This is a genomic window from Dapis purpurea BLCC-M126, from assembly GCF_050015975.1.
Lineage (GTDB): Bacteria > Cyanobacteriota > Cyanobacteriia > Cyanobacteriales > Microcoleaceae > Trichodesmium.
Window position 1 is genome coordinate 1 of record NZ_JBNHER010000180.1, and the last position, 19,700, is coordinate 19,700.

Consider the following 19,700-nt stretch of genomic DNA (forward strand, 5'->3'; position numbering starts at 1 on the left):
CCTAACTCCTAGCTAACGCGCATATTTATAAAGATACGCTTAGGGGTTCTATAAAACGTCACAATTAGTGGCATTTCAATGTTTACTTCCTGCTTTTACAGTCAATGTCGGCAGCAAAAATTCTACAACCATTAACTGGTATTGCCCGACAGTATCTGTCAAATTTATACTTGCCTTCAAATCACGACTTATAAATATACCACATTCTGGGCAATCAAAGCTTCTCATACTTAATGGCATATCTATTACATGAGCGCAACTCGAATAAGTCTTAAGGATAATTTTTTTAAGTTGCGAGAAGGGGATTTAAACCCCTCCTAAAGCATCCAGCGCAATATTTGCCTGGGATTTTAACCCAAGCTAAAAAAACTGATAGCTAGTTAAAACCCGCATACCGTTATTCAACTTGGGGATAAATCACCCAGGCTAAATTCAGACCGTGATTTTTTTAGGTTTTTGATGAATGCAAAAGTATTAATGCTACTTCTGAACGCCAGCAGATTAATAAGTTTCAACGTGCCAACGATGCTCTTTCTTCAACCCCTTCTGATACTCACCCCAATCAACATCAAACTGAGTGGTAACAGCAGACATTCCTTCATCAATGCCACCTTCCATACCTTTTAAACCACAGATGTAAGTATGGGTATTTTCCTTTTGAATCTCTTTCCACAATTCCTCAGCATTTTCTTGAATTCTGTGCTGAATATACATTTTACCGCCATCTTTATTCTTTTGTTCCCGACTAATAGCATAAGTTACGCGGAAATTGTCAGGGAACTGACGTTGCAGCTCTTCAAGCTCTTCTTTGTAGAGAATATTGGGAGTGTAGGCACAACCAAAGAATAGCCAAGCTAAACCTTTGAACTGATAATCAGGATTTTGTTCTCTTTCCTTAAACATCCGCCAGATGAAAGCACGGAAAGGAGCAATTCCTGTACCTGTAGCGATCATAATAATAGTTGCGTTTTCATCATCAGGTAGCAACATTTCTTTACCTACAGGGCCAGTAATAGCTACATCGGCCCCTTCTTCCATGCCACATAGGTAAGAGGAACATACACCATATATTCTCTCTCCTGTTTCTGGGTGATTATATTCTAGACGGCGTACACATAGAGAGACAGTTTGATCGTCAAGATTATCACCATGACGAGTTGAAGCAATGGAATAAAGCCTTAACTTGTGAGGTTTACCATTAGCATCTGTTCCTGGTGGAATAATACCAATACTTTGACCTTCGAGATATTTCAGCTCGCTACCAGAAAGGTCAAATACTAGGTGACGAACAGTACCTTCGCCACCCTCGCGAACTTTTTCTGTGCTTGAAAGACATTTACCGATGAAAGGATTTTTGGGACGATAGGTGTTTACAGGAACATCCTTCTTATCTGACTTAGGTTTTGCTTGAGTCATGGGTTTAGTTTTTTCTCCTGTGTTAGTTGTTTGACCATTAGTTTGAGAGTGCTCACTCAGAGTTTTGATACTGACAATTTTTCCTCCCATCCTTGTAATCCTTCGCATTTCTTGATTCATGCGAGCATAAGGTACTGTAATATAAACAGTCCCACTCTTACGGATAGGGCTATTTAACTTGTCAGTAGTTTCACTCTGACGTAGACCCTCTACTTCATATACAAAACTACGACTACCGTATTCTGTGTTTGTTTTTACACCGAATCCCATCTGAGTTTTCATTCTTTACTTCTCCATTTAGATAAAGTATATTGCCAAGAGATAATGAGGCTTTCTATTTAAGTGTTTTTTAAGATGCCATGGTGTAATGGCCAGCATTTTTCAACTCTATAGCACTACGCGCAAATTAAAAGTTAAAAGTCAAAAATCAAAAGTTATCCCTGACTAAATTTGAGCATTTATTAAGTTTCCTAACCATAATGCTTAGTGCTATATATTTGAGAGGTTTAATGCTAAAAATTTTGTTTTTTTAATGTCATCTTGTTGATTTCCTAATTCATTATCTGATTAGGAAGCCTCCTGAAAGCAGAACCACTGCAACGAGTAAAACCGATCATTTTTCAGGTTTTTCACTCTGATGCAGTCGCTTGATCTTCCATAAACAGAGATAACATATAATTCTGTATTGTTTTTTACACTAATTGCAATTTGAGTTATCATTATTGATTTCTCTTTTTATTTAGTAAATATAGACTTTTCACTCACAAGAAATTCACTTTTATTCACATTCAAGTGTTTTTTGAAGATGATTTTGACTATTGGCCAATACAGAAATATTTTTTTCGCTCTTTCCTTAGCTCTTTGACATTACTATTCTTGATGTTAATCAATTTTGACTATTGTATATATAAAGTCCAGAGTGATACTAATTTCTTACGCTTTCTTTACCTAACTTTGAAGTAAAAAGTCAGTAGTTTTATCTTAAACAGAAGTCTAAAGTCAAAAATATTAAACAGAAGTCTAAAGTCAAAAATATTAATAAGAAATAAGGTCTCAAGGCTTTCCTTTGCTGCGTCGCTTCCTGTTACCTAACCTATCTAGTTGATTTTTTGATTAAATTTTGATCAAAAAAGACTTTATTTGGACTTTGTAGCGAATGGCGAAAAAAAAATGCCTTTAGGCTGTTGTCTTAATTTCTACAGAAGATATTAGATAAGACTTTTATTTTCTTTGATCCTTGTAGGGAAGATCCCATTCTGATATGATATTTTACAAAAGTTAGTAATAAAGACTTAGAGTCAATAGCTTCAAGGTCTGTCCAAGATGCCAAAGATAGAAGGTTGCTTTAGCATTTTACCCTGTAGCAAAGCAACCATCTTGAGTGAAGTCGTTTTATATGGACCAAATTTATTGGACTTATCTATTAATTTAGCTGACTTCCCTAGGAAGCCTTAACTCTCTCATCATGGAGATGTGGTGGAAAAAGTGGCTGAAATTGATTTTCAAAATAGATATAGTCTGGGTTAAGGGCGACAAGACTTAAAATGGCTCCAGAAATGCTAAGGAATTTGTCCTGGACTTACTAAGAAGCCTAGACTCACCCAGAAATAAACCATGGGATATGTCACTAAACTTTGTTTTGTGTTAGAGGGAACCTATTGTGAAAAAACCAGATAAAGTAATCTTAATTGGAGTTGCCGGAGATTCTGGATGCGGAAAATCTACTTTTTTGCGCCGAATTACAGATGTATTTGGAGAAGATTTCGTTACAGTTATCTGCCTGGACGACTATCATAGTCTAGACCGTAAGCAACGTAAAGAAACGGGAATTACTGCTCTCGACCCAAGGGCCAATAATTTTGACCTAATGTACGAGCAAATTAAAGCCCTCAAGAGTGGTGAGTCTATCGATAAGCCAATTTATAACCACGAAACTGGCGAACTTGACCCACCAGAAAAAATTCACCCCAATCATATTGTGGTTATTGAGGGTCTTCATCCTCTCTTTGACGAGCGTGTCAGAGGGCTCCTAGATTTTAGTGTCTATCTAGATATTAGTGATGAAGTTAAAATTGCTTGGAAAATCAAGCGTGATATGGCAGAAAGAGGCCACCGTTACGAAGATGTACTCGCTTCTATCAATGCTCGTCGTCCTGACTTTGATGCCTATATTGACCCACAAAAAGCTCATGCAGATGTGGTAATTCAAATTTTGCCTACTAAACTAATTCCTGATGACAAGGAACATAAGGTATTACGAGTGCGTTTGATTCAACGTGAAGGTGTAAAAGATTTTGAGCCAGTCTATCTATTTGATGAAGGGTCTACTATTAACTGGATTCCTTGTGGACGGAAACTAACCTGTTCTTATCCTGGTATTAAGATGTTCTATGGCCCAGATGGGTATTTTGGCAATGAAGTTTCTATCTTAGAAGTAGATGGTAACTTTGATAATCTAGAAGAAATGATCTACGTTGAAGGACACCTTAGCAATACTTCCACTAAATACTATGGTGAGATGACTCATATGATGATGAATCATCAAGACTATCCAGGTTCTAATAATGGTAGTGGACTATTTCAAGTTTTAGTTGGTCTAAAAATGCGTGCAACTTATGAGCGTTTGACTGATAAAGCTGTTGATGCAAAGGTAGCAGCAGCAGTTTCATAAATATCAAGCGGCAAATTTTCTATTGACCTAAAAGCAAGGTTAAAAGTAATGCCTTTATGCCTAACTGCAGGCAATGCCAATATAGCAGGCATGAAAATGAGCGGGCTGTTTTGCGTTCCGCAAAGCTCCGCTTTTCATATTAAGAAGCGAAACAGAGAAACGCGAGTGGTTAATTTTACCCCGCGTTTTTTTGATCGAGAATTCGGGGTTTGGGAGATATAGCGCTACGCGCAAGGCAAAAGTCAAAAACAATCTATGACTGAAGCGTGATAATTTATAAATTTCTGCCCTTTTTGCTTCAATTGCTATAGAACCTTCTTGATTCAAATTAGCCTCATTTTTTGTGCGAAAGCTAGAGCTATAAGTGTTCACTTTATGTATGGAAAATTATATTTCTGTAGCTAAGACTGTCCTAGAAAGGCCAAGCTTTTCCCCTGGCTTATCTGGGAGCGATCGCCAATGCAACGCCAATTTTTTCCTCTGATTACTTTAAAGATATATTTTTACAATTTAATTTTTGTTTTTTATTATATTTTTTCCTAGTTAGTGGCCTTCAAGAGGCATAACATACTAATGGCCTTTTGACTGTTATTGTAAATGAAATAAAAAGGATTTTTGTCAATAGTCTTTAATAATTTGTCATTAGCAGAGGTTCTCTGGTTTTTTTGGCCTGAAATACCACTAATTTCCATCAAAATATTACAAAGTATTAAGGAAATAATGAGAAAGTGAACAAAATGCCTCAAAATACTTCCTGGAGGTAGTTATGTCAGGAGGTATTAGTCCTTCTTAGTAACTAACTCATTTTTAGAGTATGGCAGGAATTTCCTCCTCCTCCTGAGGAAGCTTGGGATGAAAGCCATAATGTAAAAAAAAAACACAGGGGAAGGACATCACCTCTGTATAAATAGCGATTCAAATGAGTCGAAGAATCCAATATTGTCGCGCTATGGGCAATATCGGGAAGTATGTCAAGCAACCTTTTACCTTAACTGTGTTGGAATAAAGCATGAGTATTGTCACTAAATCAATTGTTAATGCAGATGCCGAGGCTCGTTATCTGAGTCCTGGTGAATTAGATCGAATCAAAACTTTTGTAAGCTCTGGAGCTCGTCGTGTTAAGATTGCTCAAATTATGAGTGAATCTCGTGAGCGGATTATTAAGGAAGCTGGTAACCAACTATTCCAAAAGCGCCCTGATGTTGTTTCTCCCGGTGGTAATGCCTACGGTGAAGAGATGACTGCTACTTGCTTGCGCGATCTGGATTATTATTTGCGTTTGATTTCTTACGGTATCGTTGCTGGTGATGTTACTCCTATTGAGGAGATTGGACTTGTAGGGGTTCAAGAAATGTATAAGTCTTTAGGCACTTCTATTGAAGCTGTTGCTGAAGGTGTTCGGTGCATGAAGAGTGTTGCTGCTAGCCTTCTTACTAGTGAAGATGCTGCCGAAGCTTCTACTTACTTTGACTATGTTATCGGTGCTATGGGTTAAGGCTCTTTATAAATGTTAGATAAAATTTGATGAGACTGGAAGATTTAAATAATTTAAAACTTCCTCAAATATCAAGTTGAAGTCTATGGTTTAACATTTAAAGTCATAACCTTTACTTATCCAATAATTTTGAAGATTCAGCAATTTTAAGGAAATCAATCAACAATGCAAGACGCAATTACCGCCGTTATCAATTCTTCTGACGTTCAAGGTAAATACCTGGACGCAGGCGCTCTAGATAAGCTCACTAACTACTTTGCCACAGGTGAGCTAAGAGTTGGAGCTGCAACCGCTATTAGCGCTAATGCTGCAACTATTGTTAAAGAAGCTGTAGCTAAAGCCCTACTTTACTCTGATATCACTCGTCCTGGTGGTAATATGTACACCACTCGTCGTTATGCTGCTTGCATCCGTGACTTGGATTATTATCTCCGTTATGCTACTTACGCAATGCTCGCAGGCGATCCTTCCATTTTAGATGAGCGCGTATTAAATGGCCTAAAAGAAACTTACAATTCTTTGGGTGTACCTATTGGTGCTACTGTACAAGCTATCCAAGCTATGAAAGAAGTTACTGCTGGTTTAGTTGGCCCTGATGCTGGAAAGGAAATGGGTGTTTACTTTGACTACATCTGCTCCGGTTTAAGCTAATTTGGCGATCAATAAAAAGACAAAAAAAGAGTAGATTTTCTCTTTAGTTCTGACTGATGTTGTATTTCGAGGCTAGGAAGACCTAGAGTGAGTGTTAGATTACCAAAGGCTTATTGAATTAATTTATAAGCTTTAGTGAACTAGCATTGATTCTATGGCTCCCTGCCTTGGGAATTCTTAAATTTGATATTTAGAGTTGAAGCGATCGCATATAGTGCTACGCGCAAATCAGAAGTTACACCGTTTCACGGAAGTCAAAAGTTATATTTGATCGGCTCAAAACTCTGACATTAAAGTAATTTCAGGAAATAATTTCACATCTAAAGTTTGAAATTATTTGTGACATCTTTAAAGTGAATTGGTATTAGAAGTAATCTTTGAGTGAGTTTTTCTTGCAGAAATGCTGTGGAAACAGCATTTAGTAATGTCGTAAGCTTTGCTTCGACTAATAATTAAATAATTTAGATTTAAGTAGTGATTTTTGCAATTTACCTTCTGAAAATGAAGGAAATTTATTGATCAATATCAATACTTCTACAAAATTACTAAATAATCAAATTTGACTGTTTAGCTTAAATGTTATACAAAGGATTTAAAACAATCCTCATTAAATATTAGGAGAAATTTTTACCATGAGACAGTTTAAGATTACAGCTTGTGTTCCTAGTCTAAGTCGGACTCGTACTCAACGAGAATTACAAAATACCTACTTTACTAAGCTTGTTCCCTATGATAGCTGGTTCCGGGAACAACAAAGAATTATGAAAATGGGCGGCAAAATTGTCAAGGTAGAGTTAGCTACTGGTAAACAAGGAGCAAATACTGGTTTACTTTAAATTACGATTTTGATAAATAGTAATTAGAGAGAGGTCAAAAGACCTCTTTTTTATTGTTTGTTAGGACTTATACCGTTTCAAGGAAGTCAAAAGTTAAAAGTTAAAAGTAAGATTTTTCCGCCTGAAAACTTTTCGCTGTGGGATATGTAGTACAGGCATCTTGCCTGTGACAGGGAGCCTCAAACTCGGGAAAATATCCATAAAACCTTTGACAAGGATACCTGAGTGAGACAAAATCCTCTGTAATGGCAAATACATAATTTATATATTTTATCAAGTTTATTATATCATTGGGGGCGGGTTCACTTTATTTCAGGTGAAACTCATGAATTTAACGCGGAAACTGCCCCTACTATTGCAACATTTTAGGCGTGTCAGCCTAATACAATTTTTGCTAATAGCGGGCAAGATGTCTGCACTATAACATATAATTGCTTTGAGGTAGGATGATAGATATAATGTTCGATAATATTAAATTATCTATTAATTATCTATGAAATATTCCGCTTCTGCATCTACTAAAAAATCATTAAAAGCTAAACAAAATAAAGCTGAAGATTCTCTATCTCCTAACGCAGATTACAGTCAACTTGACATTAGCAAACTGTCAGAAATGATGCAGCGTTATGTGGAAGTTAAACAACAATATCCCCATGCTCTTTTATTGTTTCGAGTCGGTGATTTTTTTGAATGTTTTTTTCAGGATGCTGTCACGATCGCGCAAGAATTAGAATTAGTACAAACAAGTAAACACGCTGGTAAAGAAATTGGTAGGGTTCCCATGACTGGAGTACCTCATCATGCTGTGGAAAAATATGCTGCTATTTTAGTAGAAAAAGGTTACGCAGTGGTAGTTTGCGATCAAGTTGAAGATTCTGCTATTGCTCAAAAAGAAAATCGCCAAGTTAAGCGTGAAATTACTCGCATTCTCACCCCCGGAACTCTTACTGATGACGGAATGCTCAAACCTCGTTACAATAACTATTTAGCAGCAGTCGTCATTGCCAAAAATTATTGGGGACTTGCTTACACTGATATTTCGACGGGCGAATTTTTGACTACCCAAACTCAAGGTTTAGATCAACTTACCCAAGAATTAATGCGTTTGCAAGCTTCGGAAGTATTATTTCCCACGAACGCACCGGATATTGGTTTCATGTTACGGCCGGGAGAAAAGTCAGACCATCTTCCAGAATGTCTACCTAATTCTTTTTGTTATTCTTTTCGCCCCCAACAACCTTTTACTCTAGGGGAAGCAAAGGAAAGACTTTTGCTCAAATTTCAACTAACATCCTTGGAGGGTATTGGTTGCGAACATATTCCATTGGGTGTGCGAGCAGCAGGGGGGTTATTGGAATATCTGGAGGAAACTCAAAAGGAAAATCAAGTTCCTCTACAACGCCTGCGTAGTTATACTATGGCAGATTTTTTAATTCTCGATCATCAGAGTCGCCGGAATTTGGAAATTACGCAAACGGTTAGAGATGGTAGTTATCATGGTTCGTTATTATCGGCGATCGATAAGACCAGCACTGCAATGGGTGGTCGTGCTTTACGGCGGTGGTTATTGCAACCACTTCTGAATTTGAAGGGTATTCGTGCTAGACATGACACTATTGACGAACTAATAAGTAATAATGATTTGCGTCAAGATATTCAAAGAATATTGCGTCAAATTTATGATTTGGAACGTTTAACTGGGCGGACTGGTGCTGGTACTGCCAATGCTAGAGATTTAGTTTTTTTAGCTGATTCTTTGACGAAACTTCCGGAACTTTCTACTTTAGCATCTGAGGGTAATTCTCCTTATTTAAAAGTCTTGCAAAGTCTACCTCCAATTTTACAAGAATTGGGGAAGAAAATTCATTCTTTTTTAGTTGAATCTCCTCCTCAACATTTAAAGGAAGGAGGATTAATTCGCTCTGGTGTAAATGCACAATTGGATGAGATGCGGGGGTTAGCTGAAGAAGACCAACAATGGATTGCTAATTTGGAAGTTACAGAGAGAGAAAGGACGGGAATTCCTAATTTAAAGGTTGGTTATAATAAGGCTTTTGGTTATTACATTAGTATTTCTAAATCGAAGGCAAATTTGGCGCCGGATGATTATACTCGCAAGCAAACTTTGACTAATGAGGAGCGTTATATTACTGAGGAATTAAAGGAAAGAGAAGTTAGAATTTTGACGGCGCGGGATGATTTGAATCAATTGGAATATGATATTTTTGTTGCTTTGAGACATGAGATAGGGGAACACGCTGAGGAAATTAGAAATGTTTCTCGTGCTGTGGCAGCTATTGATGTTTTATGTGGTTTAGCAGAAGTAGCAGTTTATCAAAATTATGTTCGTCCTACTATAGTTGATAGTCGAGAATTGAAAATTATTGAAGGTCGTCATCCGGTAGTGGAAAAATATTTACCTGCTGGTTTTTTTGTACCGAATACTGCCATATTGGGGAGTAAAAATTTGGAGGAAAATGATTCGGGAATTACTCCCTATTCTGCGCCGGATTTAATAATTTTAACTGGTCCGAATGCTAGTGGGAAAAGTTGTTATTTACGGCAGGTAGGATTGATTCAATTAATGGCACAAACTGGTAGTTTTGTTCCGGCAAGTTCGGCTGTTTTAGGAGTGAGCGATCGTATCTTTACTCGTGTGGGAGCTGTGGATGATTTAGCTACTGGTCAATCTACTTTTATGGTCGAGATGAATGAGACGGCAAATATTTTGAATCATGCTACGGAAAAGTCTTTAGTTTTGTTGGATGAAATTGGTAGAGGAACGGCAACTTTTGATGGAATTTCTATTGCTTGGTCTGTGGCAGAATATTTGGCAACGGAAATAAAATCTCGGACAATTTTTGCGACTCATTATCACGAATTAAATGAACTTTCTTCTATTTTGGATAATGTGGCAAATTATCAGGTAACGGTGAAGGAGTTGCCTGATAAAATTGTATTTTTGCATCAAGTACAACCTGGTGGAGCGGATAAATCTTATGGTATAGAGGCGGGAAGATTAGCAGGTTTGCCAGATTCGGTAATTGCACGAGCAAGACAGGTAATGCAGCAAATTGAAAAGCATAGTAAAATAGCAATTGGTTTGCGGAAAGGTGTTAAGAAAAAAGAGGAGGAAGAGGTGGTAGAGGAGGTGATAACTGTGGAGCAGTTAGATATTTTTAATGAAGAATTTGGAGATAGTTTGTTATAACAGTTATCAGTTATCAGTTATCAGCGATAAAAGAAACCGGGTTTTTCAGAGATAGATGTTGATATTGGAGTATTTTAGACAAACCCGGTTTCTAGTTTCCATAAATTTGTAGTGGACTGTTTCATCTTAAATGTTGCATTAGAAAATGAGGGGATGGGGGGATGGGGTGATGGGGTGATTATGAGAAAAGCGCTTTGCACTATTTTAGGTGAAACAATCCACTACAATAATTACTGCGCGACTACAAAGTTTTGGTTATCGCGATGTGGTTCATCAATTTGAAAAGCACTGTAATTACACAGATTTTATTATCAGCGGTGCTACAATTTTGGTGTTTAGTTGGTTTAGCAACAAATTAGACAGTCATGAAAAGCGTTTCGCTAGCGAAACGCCATATCCAATCAACCAACAGAAAAGTGCTAGCATATTTCCTTACGGTTTTAATCAGAGGTAATTATCCATTAATGAACGAATGAACGGATTTGATATGACTTACCTCTGTTGGGATTAATAAGCCTGGTTTTATGAAAAATACCACAAATATTTGTTTGTTTTATGAAGATTCAGTAAAGATTTGGTAGAATTTTACTTGTTTTATGAAGATACAATGAAGTTGGCGGTTTTTCCTTGACACGGAGGGATAAGTAAATTTACTATATATACCAGTTACGTAATACAACGTATTTTGATCGTTGCGACCGACATGGAAGCAATCTTAAATCCTAGTTTTTCGTAGCTCATCCGTAAGTCCTTATACAGTTGTATATGTATGAGATATGAGTAAGATATGGGTAAAAAGATAAAATTATAGTTTTAACAAAGACCTCAAAAATATAAAAAACGACGGAGGAACTTAGCTAGGCAGATTTATACCCTGGTTGAATAACTACATGCGTGTTTTAACCTTGAGTCAAGGTGTTTTAGCGATCGCTACTGATGCGATTCGTTATTCAACGATGTTTGTAGACAAAAAGTTTCAATGGTTACGCCAGGGGATTTATTTATTATCCCAGTCTATCTTGCTGCAAGTCGACAGTACAGTGCCTTACTGTTTGTTCCCAGTGGCACAGGAAAATCCGGCAATGCTGAAGTTTGTACAGAAACATTTAGAACCCTATCTAACAGAGGTGACTTATTCTCAGGTGGCGGTGAAGCAACTGGGTTTGAGTTACATCCGTCATAAACTAAGACTTACACACCTACAAGGTATTTTCGTGATTCCGACGACAGGGTTTGTGGAGCAATCCGGAAGGGATAGCAATCTCAAATCCTAGTTTCTCTTACATCATGTGTAAGTCCAGATAACTTGAAAACATCAAAACTTTTTTAAATAAGAGGAATTAATTAATCATGGGTGACATAAACGGTACTTCTAATGACGATACTCTAGACGGTACTAATCGTGCCGATAGCATTGATGGTGGTGGCGGTGACGATACCATTGAGGGTGGTAATGGTGCCGATACCATCACTGGTGGTGACGGTAACGATACCATTGAGGGTGATGGTGGCCGCGATAGCATTGAGGGTGGTAGCGGCAACGATAGTATTGATGGCGGCCAAGGTGGGGATCGCATCAAGGCTGGCACTGGTGACGATACCGTTGAGGGTGGTGGCGGCAAGGATACCATCACTGGTGGCAAAGGTGACGATAGTATTGATGGTGGCGGAGCTGCCGATCGCCTCATTGGTAATATCGGTGACGACACTATAGATGGTGGTCGTGGAAATGATTACATTGATGGCGGTGGCGATGACGACAGCATTGATGGTGGTCATGGTAAAGATCACATTGAAGGTGATCGCGGTGACGACACCATCACTGGCGGCACACATGCCGATACCATTAAGGGGGGTCAAGGTGACGATGTCATTGATGGCGGAGATGGTGGCGATATCATTGATGGTGGTAGCGGTCACGATACCATCAATGGTGGTGATGATGGCGATACCATTAATGGTGGTGTCGGCAACGACATCATTGATGGTGGTGACCGTAAAGACATCATTGATGGTGGTGCGGGTAACGATACCCTCACTGGTGGTGCGGGTAACGATACCCTCACTGGTGGCAGCGGTGATGATTATCTTCTAGGTTCAAATGCCTCTTCTCGTGAGGTAGATATCTTCTTTGGTAACGACGGTGCAGATACTTTCGTCGGTGGAGAGGAAGACTTTGGTTATTACATTGGGGATGGCAATAAAGACAAGGGTATTATTAAGGATTTTCTTGATGGGGATAAAATTCAGTTGTTCGGAACTGCTGATGATTATACAATTACATACGATTCTGTTTCAGGAGATACATCCATTTTCTACGATGATGGCACTGCCAATGGCGATCTCATATTTGAGATAGAAGGCGTTGAACTATCCGACTTGACGAACACGAATATATTTACCTATACTAATCCCCTTGAACTCACGTGGTGATAAGCAGCTCAAAATTATTGTGGGATAAGGGTTTAAGTATCGTTCGTAAGGGTGAGAAATTGCCAAATTTTTGATACGGGATAATCATTATGTTGGGAGGGAGTCGTTGAGCGAAGCTCAACGACTCCTATAATCTTAGTTGATTTATTATTCAATCATAGATGGCTCAGAAACTTAATTTTAGTCAATTAAAAAATTTTAGCGATCATAAGTTAAAAATTTCAGCCCTCGGATAAATTATCACAGTTACCTGGATCTAATTAAAGAATTTATAGTTTGGACATAGCTCTTAATCCTCTTCCATAATCAGGTTTTTTCTGAGGATTTAAATTCATAATATTTTCAACAATATCAAATAAGTAATCCCCAGCAAGCGTCCATAAATAACCATACATACCTACCCAAAAATTACTATGTCTTTTATATTTTCGTTTTGAGGAATGGAAAAATCTCAAATCAATTGGCTTTGTCGATTACTTCCGTTTTGAAAAAGATGGAAAAAGAACTTGTGAACGAAGAGATTACATTAGTAGTTTATCAAATAATGCCGAACTTTTAGCTGAAGCTATTTGTGGTCATTGGGGGATTGAAAATCAATTAAATTGGGTATTATATGTTCAATTTCAGGAAGATAATTCGAGAATCAGAAAGGATAATTCTCCAGAAAATTTGGCAGTAATTAGACAAACAGCATTAAATTTATTAAATCAATAAAAAGCTGTAAAAACTGGAATAAAAAATAAATGAAAAAGAGCCAGATGGAACAATAGTTACCTCCTCAAAGTTTTATTCAGCTCAGAATAAATTCTGAACGTAAATAAGTAAAAATATCTGGTAATGGAATTTTATTTTCCTGTGCATCAAGAGAATCATTATTGATTTTAGTTTAATTATTTAAAAGTGATTGCAGATAGTAATATCGACAATAAAATTTAAATAATAATCTTATATTTCTCTCAATAGATTAAATGATTGCAGTATGCAATCCTGGTAAAAAACAAAAATAAAAATTGAGCGAATTAGACTGATTGCTGATAGTGATATCACCCATCAATAGTCCATTATCACTTCCATTTCAATTGAACAATAGATCAATGCTATGTGTTGGTGTGGGTTCGTGATCGCGAACCCACACCAACAACAAGAATAATTATTATTATCACAAATTAAATACCTAGCTAAATATCCTTTTAACTCTTATCCAATAATGGTTTTGAGCTGCTTGTAACCCTGTGATGCAAAGGGCATTATTGGGTTCTTAGTCATTTATCAAAAAAATTAGATGCGTTTTCCCTGGGATATACTCAAAATTCCGCACCCTGTATCTTTAAATTCTTCCCCAGTGGGATAAATGCTTGATAAAGAGTCGGTGAAAAATATTTCTTCCTTATGATATTCAAGGAAATTGTTAATTAAGCCTTTAACTTGTACTTGGTTGGGAGTTTTGCCCATAACGCTAATACTTTGATCCAGACAAACCGCTAAACCCTTAGCTCTAGTTAAATTAATCAAACTATTTTTATTTTTTAGAAAAATCTCTTTCATTAAATCTGGGTTTCTAAAAAATCCCTCTCGCAGACGATTTTGGATTCCTTGTATTTGAATGCGGTAACTTTTAAATTGTTGTTATTGTTTAGAGAATAAATGTGCAGACAAAAATTGTCCTAAAAATCCTCCTACTTTCCGAGTTTCATAATTGATATATTTTGGGGAATAATGGTGACAGGCAATCAAGCCCCAAAGTTTATTTTGATTGACTAAAGATATGGACATCGAAGCGGAAACTCTGATATTTTTCAGATACTCAATATGACAAGGAAATACACTTCTTATGTAAGATTTTAGTGGTAATTAGGAGTCAGGAGTCAGGAAGAACAGGGAATTAAGAGTAGGTAGAAGTTAAAATAATACCTTAATTTTTGTACCCTTGTCTATCTATAAATACTCACTTTTTCAGCTTTTCGCTCTAAAAAGCGGGTACTTTTTTCGACCTAAAAAAGCTAAATTTTTTATCTGTCAATGGTTTGAGAATTAATCAGTAAGCCCTAACTAATCATCCGGATTTAATATTAATAATAAACTTCCCTCTGCTGGAAATTTTTCTGATTTTTTTTGATTAAAGCGCCAATATTGTTGGTAATTATTCAAAAAGTTTTGTCCTAAAATTCCATCAACTTCTAATAACTTCAACACTGGGGAAGATAAAATTACTGTCTCTAAGTTTTTTAGCTCATAATTTCCCATTTTTACTTTAGCTAAAGAAGCATATTCTGCCATTTCTATCCCACAAAAACCTTGCACTTGGATTGGCTGTCTTTCAGCCACAGAAATTTTTAACTGACTAGCTAATTTCTGAGAAATAAAAATACTTTCTGCCCCTGTATCTATCATAAAAATAAACGGACCATTACCATTAATTTCTACCTCGGCTAACATTACTCCTAATTTAGATTTAAGTGGGATAGCATCATTAATATTTTTAGCAGGTATTGGAGTCGGAGGTAGTAATCGTAATTCTTGGGTTTGAGGATTTATTTCTACATCAAAATTACTCAAAATATCCATTCCCAAAACTCCTGACAATCCCTCTGGCATGACAGTAGTAGTAAATTCTAAACCTGTTAAATTTTCGACTTTAACATTATCAATTTTTAACACAGGTAAACGATGCAAATTAGCTTTCATTTCTGGGCACTCATCTCCTGCTACTGCATAAGTTAAAAGTTCCTGTGGTACAGGTTTCCCTATTAATTCTAATTTTTTGATTGTTTCTGTGCTAATGATGGAAGTAGAAGCCCCTGTATCTAATAAAAAATTACCCCAATTTCCTCCTAGAGTTGCTGTCAAGGTAAAAGCTTTTCCACCGTCTAAAAATTCTAGAGGTATAGTTGCTTTTCCTGTTACTTTTGGGCGGGGTAAGTTGAGACCTTCCAGTTGTACAATTGCTCCAATTGATATATTTTTACGATTGAGTATAACTATATCTTGTGGGAAAATGATAGGTTTTAGTTGAGCTAAACTAGGGTAAATAATTATGCAGCTCATAGTCGCCAAAATAATAGTTGTGATACTCCTAAATCTGTTCATAGTTGTTAGTTAATTGGAATGGCAAAATTCTGATCGCATGATATTAATTATGATTGATTTATATCATTTTCGTTATAACAGTTATAATTAAGCTTGTAGTTGGGCTTTAGCCCTACCATAAATATTTGGGGGGCTGAAGCCCAACTACGAACAAAGGTTTTATTCTAACTAATAATCTAGAAAATAAACTTCCCTGAATTAGATAAAATGTTAACCTGTTTCTACAGTATCTAAGAGAGCTTTAAAAATGAGATAAATAGAAGTTGCCCCTGGATCTTGATGACCAATACTGCGATCGCCTAAATAACTTGCTCTTCCTTTCTTCGCTAGCATGGGTATTGTATTTTTCATCCCCGACTCAGCAGCATCTACCGCTTGTTTCAAACTTTCGAGAAAACTAGAATCATTTGCTACTGCTTCTGTAAAAGTATTTGCTGCTGGAGACAAAGCATCTAACATGGTTTTGTCTCCCAAGTTAGCTTTGCCACGTTGCACTACTCCCTCGACTGCAGCAGCAAACACTTTAGTCATATCTTCTGTCGTTAGTTCTGACTTCCCTGTTACTACAGCACTTACTCGCAAAAATAGAGTTCCATACAAAGGTCCACTAGCACCACCGATAGTAGATATTAAAGTCATACTCACAGCTTTGAAAATACTGCCAATATCTTTATTCGTAAGAGTGGGGAGTTGAGTTAGGACTTTCTGAAAGCCACGATTCATATTAATACCGTGGTCAGCATCACCAATAGCAGCATCTAATTCTGTGAGATAATCTTTGTTTTCTTCTAAGACTTTTGCTACTGTTTCCAGCCATTGGATAATTTGTTCTTTGTTTATCATAATCTTTTCAGTTATCAGTTATCAGCAACTCTAGCCAAAAAAGTAGGTTGGGTTGAGGTAGGTTTTTGCTGGCGCATAACTCCGTTAACGGCTAAGAGCCGACATAAAACGCTGCGCGACATGTTTGCGGAGCATTCCCTATACGAAAAAGCAGAGCTTATCCGCAGGATAAACCCAACATATATCAATTATAGCTCGCCAACGATTAAAATTCTTGGCTAATAGTATCATGTCCGGTTGAATGATTTAATTAAAACCTGTAGTAGGATACAGTTCAGGCTAAAGCCCTACTACAAACAAAAACTCATCATATACCTAGTTGAGCAACAACATACTCTTGTACCGACTTCGCTCCATCCAACTGTAACACAGAATGAGCGATCGCCTCTAACTCGGACATATCCAATTGAGAAATTACTCTCTTGACAATAGATATTGCTGGTGGAGCTACACTCAACTCATCAACTCCTAACCCCAATAAAATAGGTACTGCCACAGGATTAGATCCCAACTGACCGCAAACACTTACCGAAATTCCCGCTTCATGGGCAGCAATTACAGTTTGCTGAATCATTCGCAATACCGCAGGTTCCAAACCATTAGCAAGATTAGCAACTTTAGAATTAGTACGGTCAGCGGCCATCACATATTGACTCAAATCATTTGTACCAATACTGAAAAAATCTACTTCCTTTGCCAACTGGTTCGCCATTGTTACTGCTGCTGGCACTTCTATCATAATTCCCACTTTTATCGTATTTACGCCAGAAAGTGAGTTTTCAACTTCTGTCAAAATCTTTTTAGCTGCCCGTACTTCTTGCACAGATGACACCATTGGGAACATTACCTTAACATTATGTCCGTGACTCGCCCGCAAAATTGCTCGTAATTGAGTCTGAAAAATTTCTGGAGTATCTAAACTTTGCCGAATACCACGACATCCCAAAAAGGGATTAGCTTCCAACTCATGCTTGATATAGGGAACTTGCTTGTCAGCTCCGATATCTAAAGTACGGATAGTTAGAGGGCGAGTTCCCATAATTTTAGCGATCGCCTGATAAGTCTCATATTCTTCTGCTTCTGTTGGTTGGGTTTCGCGATCGAGATATAGAAACTCACTCCGCAATAAACCTACTCCTTCTGCACCACACTCAAGGGCAAATTCTGCATCAGTAACTCCCACAATATTTGCCATTAACGAAATTTTTCTGCCGTCTTTAGTTATTGCCTCTTGAGGTGTTTGAGATTTATTCAAAGTTTGACTTTGTTTTGCCTGTAACTGCTGTAACTGTGTCTGACTCGGTTCGACCCAAATTTCCCCTGTTGCCCCATCTAAGGCAATTTGAGAATCTGTTGCCAATGACAATAACTGAGTACCTACTCCTACCACCATCGGGATACCTAAAGTATTTACAATCAATGTACTATGAGCAGTAACACTACCAGCGCTAGTACAGATAGCCAATACCAAATTTGGTTTCAGTTGTAAAGCAAGGGAAGGTGTTAAGTCGGAAGTCACGAAAATTCCTGGTTGTGAAAAATTAAGACTGCTGCTACTCTCACCCGTTAGCAGTTGCAGCACCCGCCCTCCTATATCTTTAATATCAATAGATCGCGCCTGCAAGTAGGGATCTTCTAATTCTTGATAGGTATTAATCATAGCCTCAATAGCTTTTTTCCATGCTAGTGCAGTACAGTGATGTTGTTTAAAAATGTTTTGATGTACTTGTTCTAACAAACTGGGATCTTCAATATATAAGAGTTGTGTTTGCAAAATATCAACTTGAGTATTATCAGTTGTACTTTTGTTAGATAGACTGTCAATTATTCCTTGAATTTCCTTTTTTGCAGTTTCCAAAATTAACTCTAGATACTGCCACTCTACCTCTGGATCTGCTACTGGATAGTCTTCAACGTCTGGAATTGTTGCTTGATAATGCACTACTTTTCCAACTGCAATTCCTGGAGATGCGGGAATTCCTAGTAATTTATTATCTGCATCTGGCGCTGTTGATATTTTTGCTTTTGTTTTGACAATTACTTCTGCCTCCCCGAAATTATTTGTGATTGATTCTTGGATTTTTGTTAGGGCTAAATCTGCATCATTACCAGTTGCTGTTATTGCTACTTCATGTCTTTGTTTGACTGCTAATGTAATTACTTGATTGATACTTTTAGCATTTATTACTTGACTATTTTTGGTCAAGTTTTGCAGAGTAATTTCAGATTGAAATTGATTTGCTATGGCTACTAATTTTGCTGCGGGGCGAGCATGAATGCCTAGTTGATTTTTGATAGTAGTTTTAATTGTTTTTGACGAATTTTCTTTTTCTATATTGTTGATATTTCCCAGGTTTTGATCGGGTACTATTTCATCAACATTAATCTGAGATATCTTAGCTGTTAAAGCTGCATTAGCTTCAGCCATGACTTGTTGAATATTAGCTCCCAAAGAAGCTTGAACTATAGCAGAAATCGCTCCTTCTACCAAAGGTGCTGTACAGATTTTAATATGATTTCTTTGGCTTGATGATAAAAATTCTAGAGCCATTTCTGTACTCATTACCGCACTGCCTAAATCCATTAATATGATAACTCCAGCATCACTATAAACAGATTCTATTGCCTCTTGTACTTTAATAACATCAGTACCAAAAGGATTTTCTGGGTCATCTATTCCAGCAGCGATTGCTATTGGTGCTGGTTCTTGAGTCATTTGTTCTGCTAATTCTACCACTGCCTCGGCTAATTTTGCACTGTGGGATACAAGTACAATTCCTACTTTGTTTTCTGAAGAAGTTATCATTTTTTTATATATTTTTGATATTGCTGCTTAACATATCAATATTACATAAGCATCAGAGAAAAAATTATATCTAAATTAGCAATATTTGACTAAAGCTCGTAGTAGGGCTTTAGCCCGAACTGTAGATAAGACTAAATTCCTACTACAAACAAAAACTTTTTTTGAGCAAAAAAATTAGCTCTAAATTTAACTTCACAGAAAAAATTATATCTAAATTAGCAATATTTGACTAAAGCTCGTAGTAGGGCTTT

At 37.1% G+C, this 19,700-nt stretch carries 16 protein-coding genes; 8 read left to right on the top strand and 8 right to left on the bottom strand.

The features are described 5' to 3' along the window. Positions 1-75: 75 nt before the first annotated feature. Both ACP6PL_RS15685 and petH read right to left on the bottom strand, forming a co-directional pair. On the bottom strand, positions 76-306 hold the full coding sequence (locus tag ACP6PL_RS15685; RefSeq protein ID WP_426546242.1) for a zinc ribbon domain-containing protein: 231 nt from the start codon (positions 304-306) through the stop codon (positions 76-78). Between the two features lie 195 nt (positions 307-501). Beyond that, positions 502-1,698, bottom strand: coding sequence for a ferredoxin--NADP reductase (gene petH, locus ACP6PL_RS15690; RefSeq protein WP_426546201.1), 1,197 nt, complete (start codon positions 1,696-1,698; stop codon positions 502-504). 1,375 nt (positions 1,699-3,073) lie between these two features. Between petH and ACP6PL_RS15695 the strand changes: the two genes are divergently transcribed. Continuing rightward, a complete protein-coding gene (locus tag ACP6PL_RS15695; RefSeq protein WP_426546243.1) occupies positions 3,074-4,087 on the top strand; it encodes a phosphoribulokinase in 1,014 nt (337 codons plus the stop codon). 60 nt (positions 4,088-4,147) lie between these two features. On the opposite strand, the gene ACP6PL_RS15700 is transcribed toward ACP6PL_RS15695, so the two are convergent. Beyond that, positions 4,148-4,414, bottom strand: coding sequence for a hypothetical protein (locus ACP6PL_RS15700; RefSeq protein WP_426546202.1), 267 nt, complete (start codon positions 4,412-4,414; stop codon positions 4,148-4,150). A gap of 682 nt (positions 4,415-5,096) precedes the next feature. On the opposite strand from ACP6PL_RS15700, the gene ACP6PL_RS15705 reads away from it, so the two are divergent. The 7 genes from ACP6PL_RS15705 to ACP6PL_RS15735 all read left to right on the top strand — a co-directional run bounded on the left by ACP6PL_RS15705 (position 5,097) and on the right by ACP6PL_RS15735 (position 13,427). Continuing rightward, the gene (locus tag ACP6PL_RS15705; RefSeq protein WP_426546203.1) at positions 5,097-5,582 is read left to right on the top strand and encodes a globin family protein; all 486 of its coding nucleotides are present in this window, start codon (positions 5,097-5,099) and stop codon (positions 5,580-5,582) included. A gap of 165 nt (positions 5,583-5,747) precedes the next feature. Continuing rightward, complete coding sequence (gene apcB, locus ACP6PL_RS15710) at positions 5,748-6,233, top strand: allophycocyanin subunit beta (RefSeq protein ID WP_426546204.1); 486 nt, start codon at positions 5,748-5,750, stop codon at positions 6,231-6,233. Between the two features lie 632 nt (positions 6,234-6,865). After that, entirely contained in the window at positions 6,866-7,069 is a 204-nt protein-coding gene (locus ACP6PL_RS15715) for a phycobilisome linker polypeptide (protein WP_426546205.1), read from the top strand. Positions 7,070-7,562: 493 nt separating this feature from the next. After that, positions 7,563-10,280: a DNA mismatch repair protein MutS gene (mutS, locus tag ACP6PL_RS15720; protein ID WP_426546206.1), complete on the top strand. Its 2,718-nt coding sequence runs from the start codon at positions 7,563-7,565 to the stop codon at positions 10,278-10,280. 890 nt (positions 10,281-11,170) lie between these two features. Beyond that, a complete protein-coding gene (locus ACP6PL_RS15725; RefSeq protein WP_426546207.1) occupies positions 11,171-11,554 on the top strand; it encodes a hypothetical protein in 384 nt (127 codons plus the stop codon). 76 nt (positions 11,555-11,630) lie between these two features. Then, on the top strand, positions 11,631-12,713 hold the full coding sequence (locus ACP6PL_RS15730; RefSeq protein ID WP_426546208.1) for a calcium-binding protein: 1,083 nt from the start codon (positions 11,631-11,633) through the stop codon (positions 12,711-12,713). A gap of 393 nt (positions 12,714-13,106) precedes the next feature. Then, complete coding sequence (locus ACP6PL_RS15735) at positions 13,107-13,427, top strand: ISAs1 family transposase (protein ID WP_426546244.1); 321 nt, start codon at positions 13,107-13,109, stop codon at positions 13,425-13,427. Between the two features lie 564 nt (positions 13,428-13,991). Here ACP6PL_RS15735 and ACP6PL_RS15740 read toward each other — a convergent pair. From ACP6PL_RS15740 to ptsP, 5 genes are all read right to left on the bottom strand, one after another. Then, complete coding sequence (locus ACP6PL_RS15740; RefSeq protein ID WP_426546245.1) at positions 13,992-14,318, bottom strand: GAF domain-containing protein; 327 nt, start codon at positions 14,316-14,318, stop codon at positions 13,992-13,994. A 21-nt stretch (positions 14,319-14,339) separates the two neighbouring features. After that, on the bottom strand, positions 14,340-14,546 hold the full coding sequence (locus tag ACP6PL_RS15745; protein ID WP_426546246.1) for a GAF domain-containing protein: 207 nt from the start codon (positions 14,544-14,546) through the stop codon (positions 14,340-14,342). Positions 14,547-14,762: 216 nt separating this feature from the next. Beyond that, the gene (locus ACP6PL_RS15750) at positions 14,763-15,800 is read right to left on the bottom strand and encodes a retroviral-like aspartic protease family protein (RefSeq protein WP_426546209.1); all 1,038 of its coding nucleotides are present in this window, start codon (positions 15,798-15,800) and stop codon (positions 14,763-14,765) included. A gap of 210 nt (positions 15,801-16,010) precedes the next feature. Beyond that, positions 16,011-16,643: a dihydroxyacetone kinase subunit DhaL gene (gene dhaL, locus ACP6PL_RS15755; protein ID WP_426546210.1), complete on the bottom strand. Its 633-nt coding sequence runs from the start codon at positions 16,641-16,643 to the stop codon at positions 16,011-16,013. A gap of 307 nt (positions 16,644-16,950) precedes the next feature. Further along, a complete protein-coding gene (gene ptsP, locus ACP6PL_RS15760; RefSeq protein ID WP_426546211.1) occupies positions 16,951-19,449 on the bottom strand; it encodes a phosphoenolpyruvate--protein phosphotransferase in 2,499 nt (832 codons plus the stop codon). Positions 19,450-19,700 lie beyond the last annotated feature (251 nt).

Excerpts from the sequence above, each read along its gene's own strand:
- petH (WP_426546201.1), bottom strand. The coding sequence starts at position 1,698 with ATGAAAACTCAGATGGGATTCGGTGTAAAAACAAACACAGAATACGGT.
- ACP6PL_RS15705 (WP_426546203.1), top strand. The coding sequence starts at position 5,097 with ATGAGTATTGTCACTAAATCAATTGTTAATGCAGATGCCGAGGCTCGT.
- apcB (WP_426546204.1), top strand. The coding sequence starts at position 5,748 with ATGCAAGACGCAATTACCGCCGTTATCAATTCTTCTGACGTTCAAGGT.
- ACP6PL_RS15715 (WP_426546205.1), top strand. The coding sequence starts at position 6,866 with ATGAGACAGTTTAAGATTACAGCTTGTGTTCCTAGTCTAAGTCGGACT.
- mutS (WP_426546206.1), top strand. The coding sequence starts at position 7,563 with ATGAAATATTCCGCTTCTGCATCTACTAAAAAATCATTAAAAGCTAAA.
- ACP6PL_RS15725 (WP_426546207.1), top strand. The coding sequence starts at position 11,171 with ATGCGTGTTTTAACCTTGAGTCAAGGTGTTTTAGCGATCGCTACTGAT.
- ACP6PL_RS15730 (WP_426546208.1), top strand. The coding sequence starts at position 11,631 with ATGGGTGACATAAACGGTACTTCTAATGACGATACTCTAGACGGTACT.
- ACP6PL_RS15750 (WP_426546209.1), bottom strand. The coding sequence starts at position 15,800 with ATGAACAGATTTAGGAGTATCACAACTATTATTTTGGCGACTATGAGC.
- dhaL (WP_426546210.1), bottom strand. The coding sequence starts at position 16,643 with ATGATAAACAAAGAACAAATTATCCAATGGCTGGAAACAGTAGCAAAA.
- ptsP (WP_426546211.1), bottom strand. The coding sequence starts at position 19,449 with ATGATAACTTCTTCAGAAAACAAAGTAGGAATTGTACTTGTATCCCAC.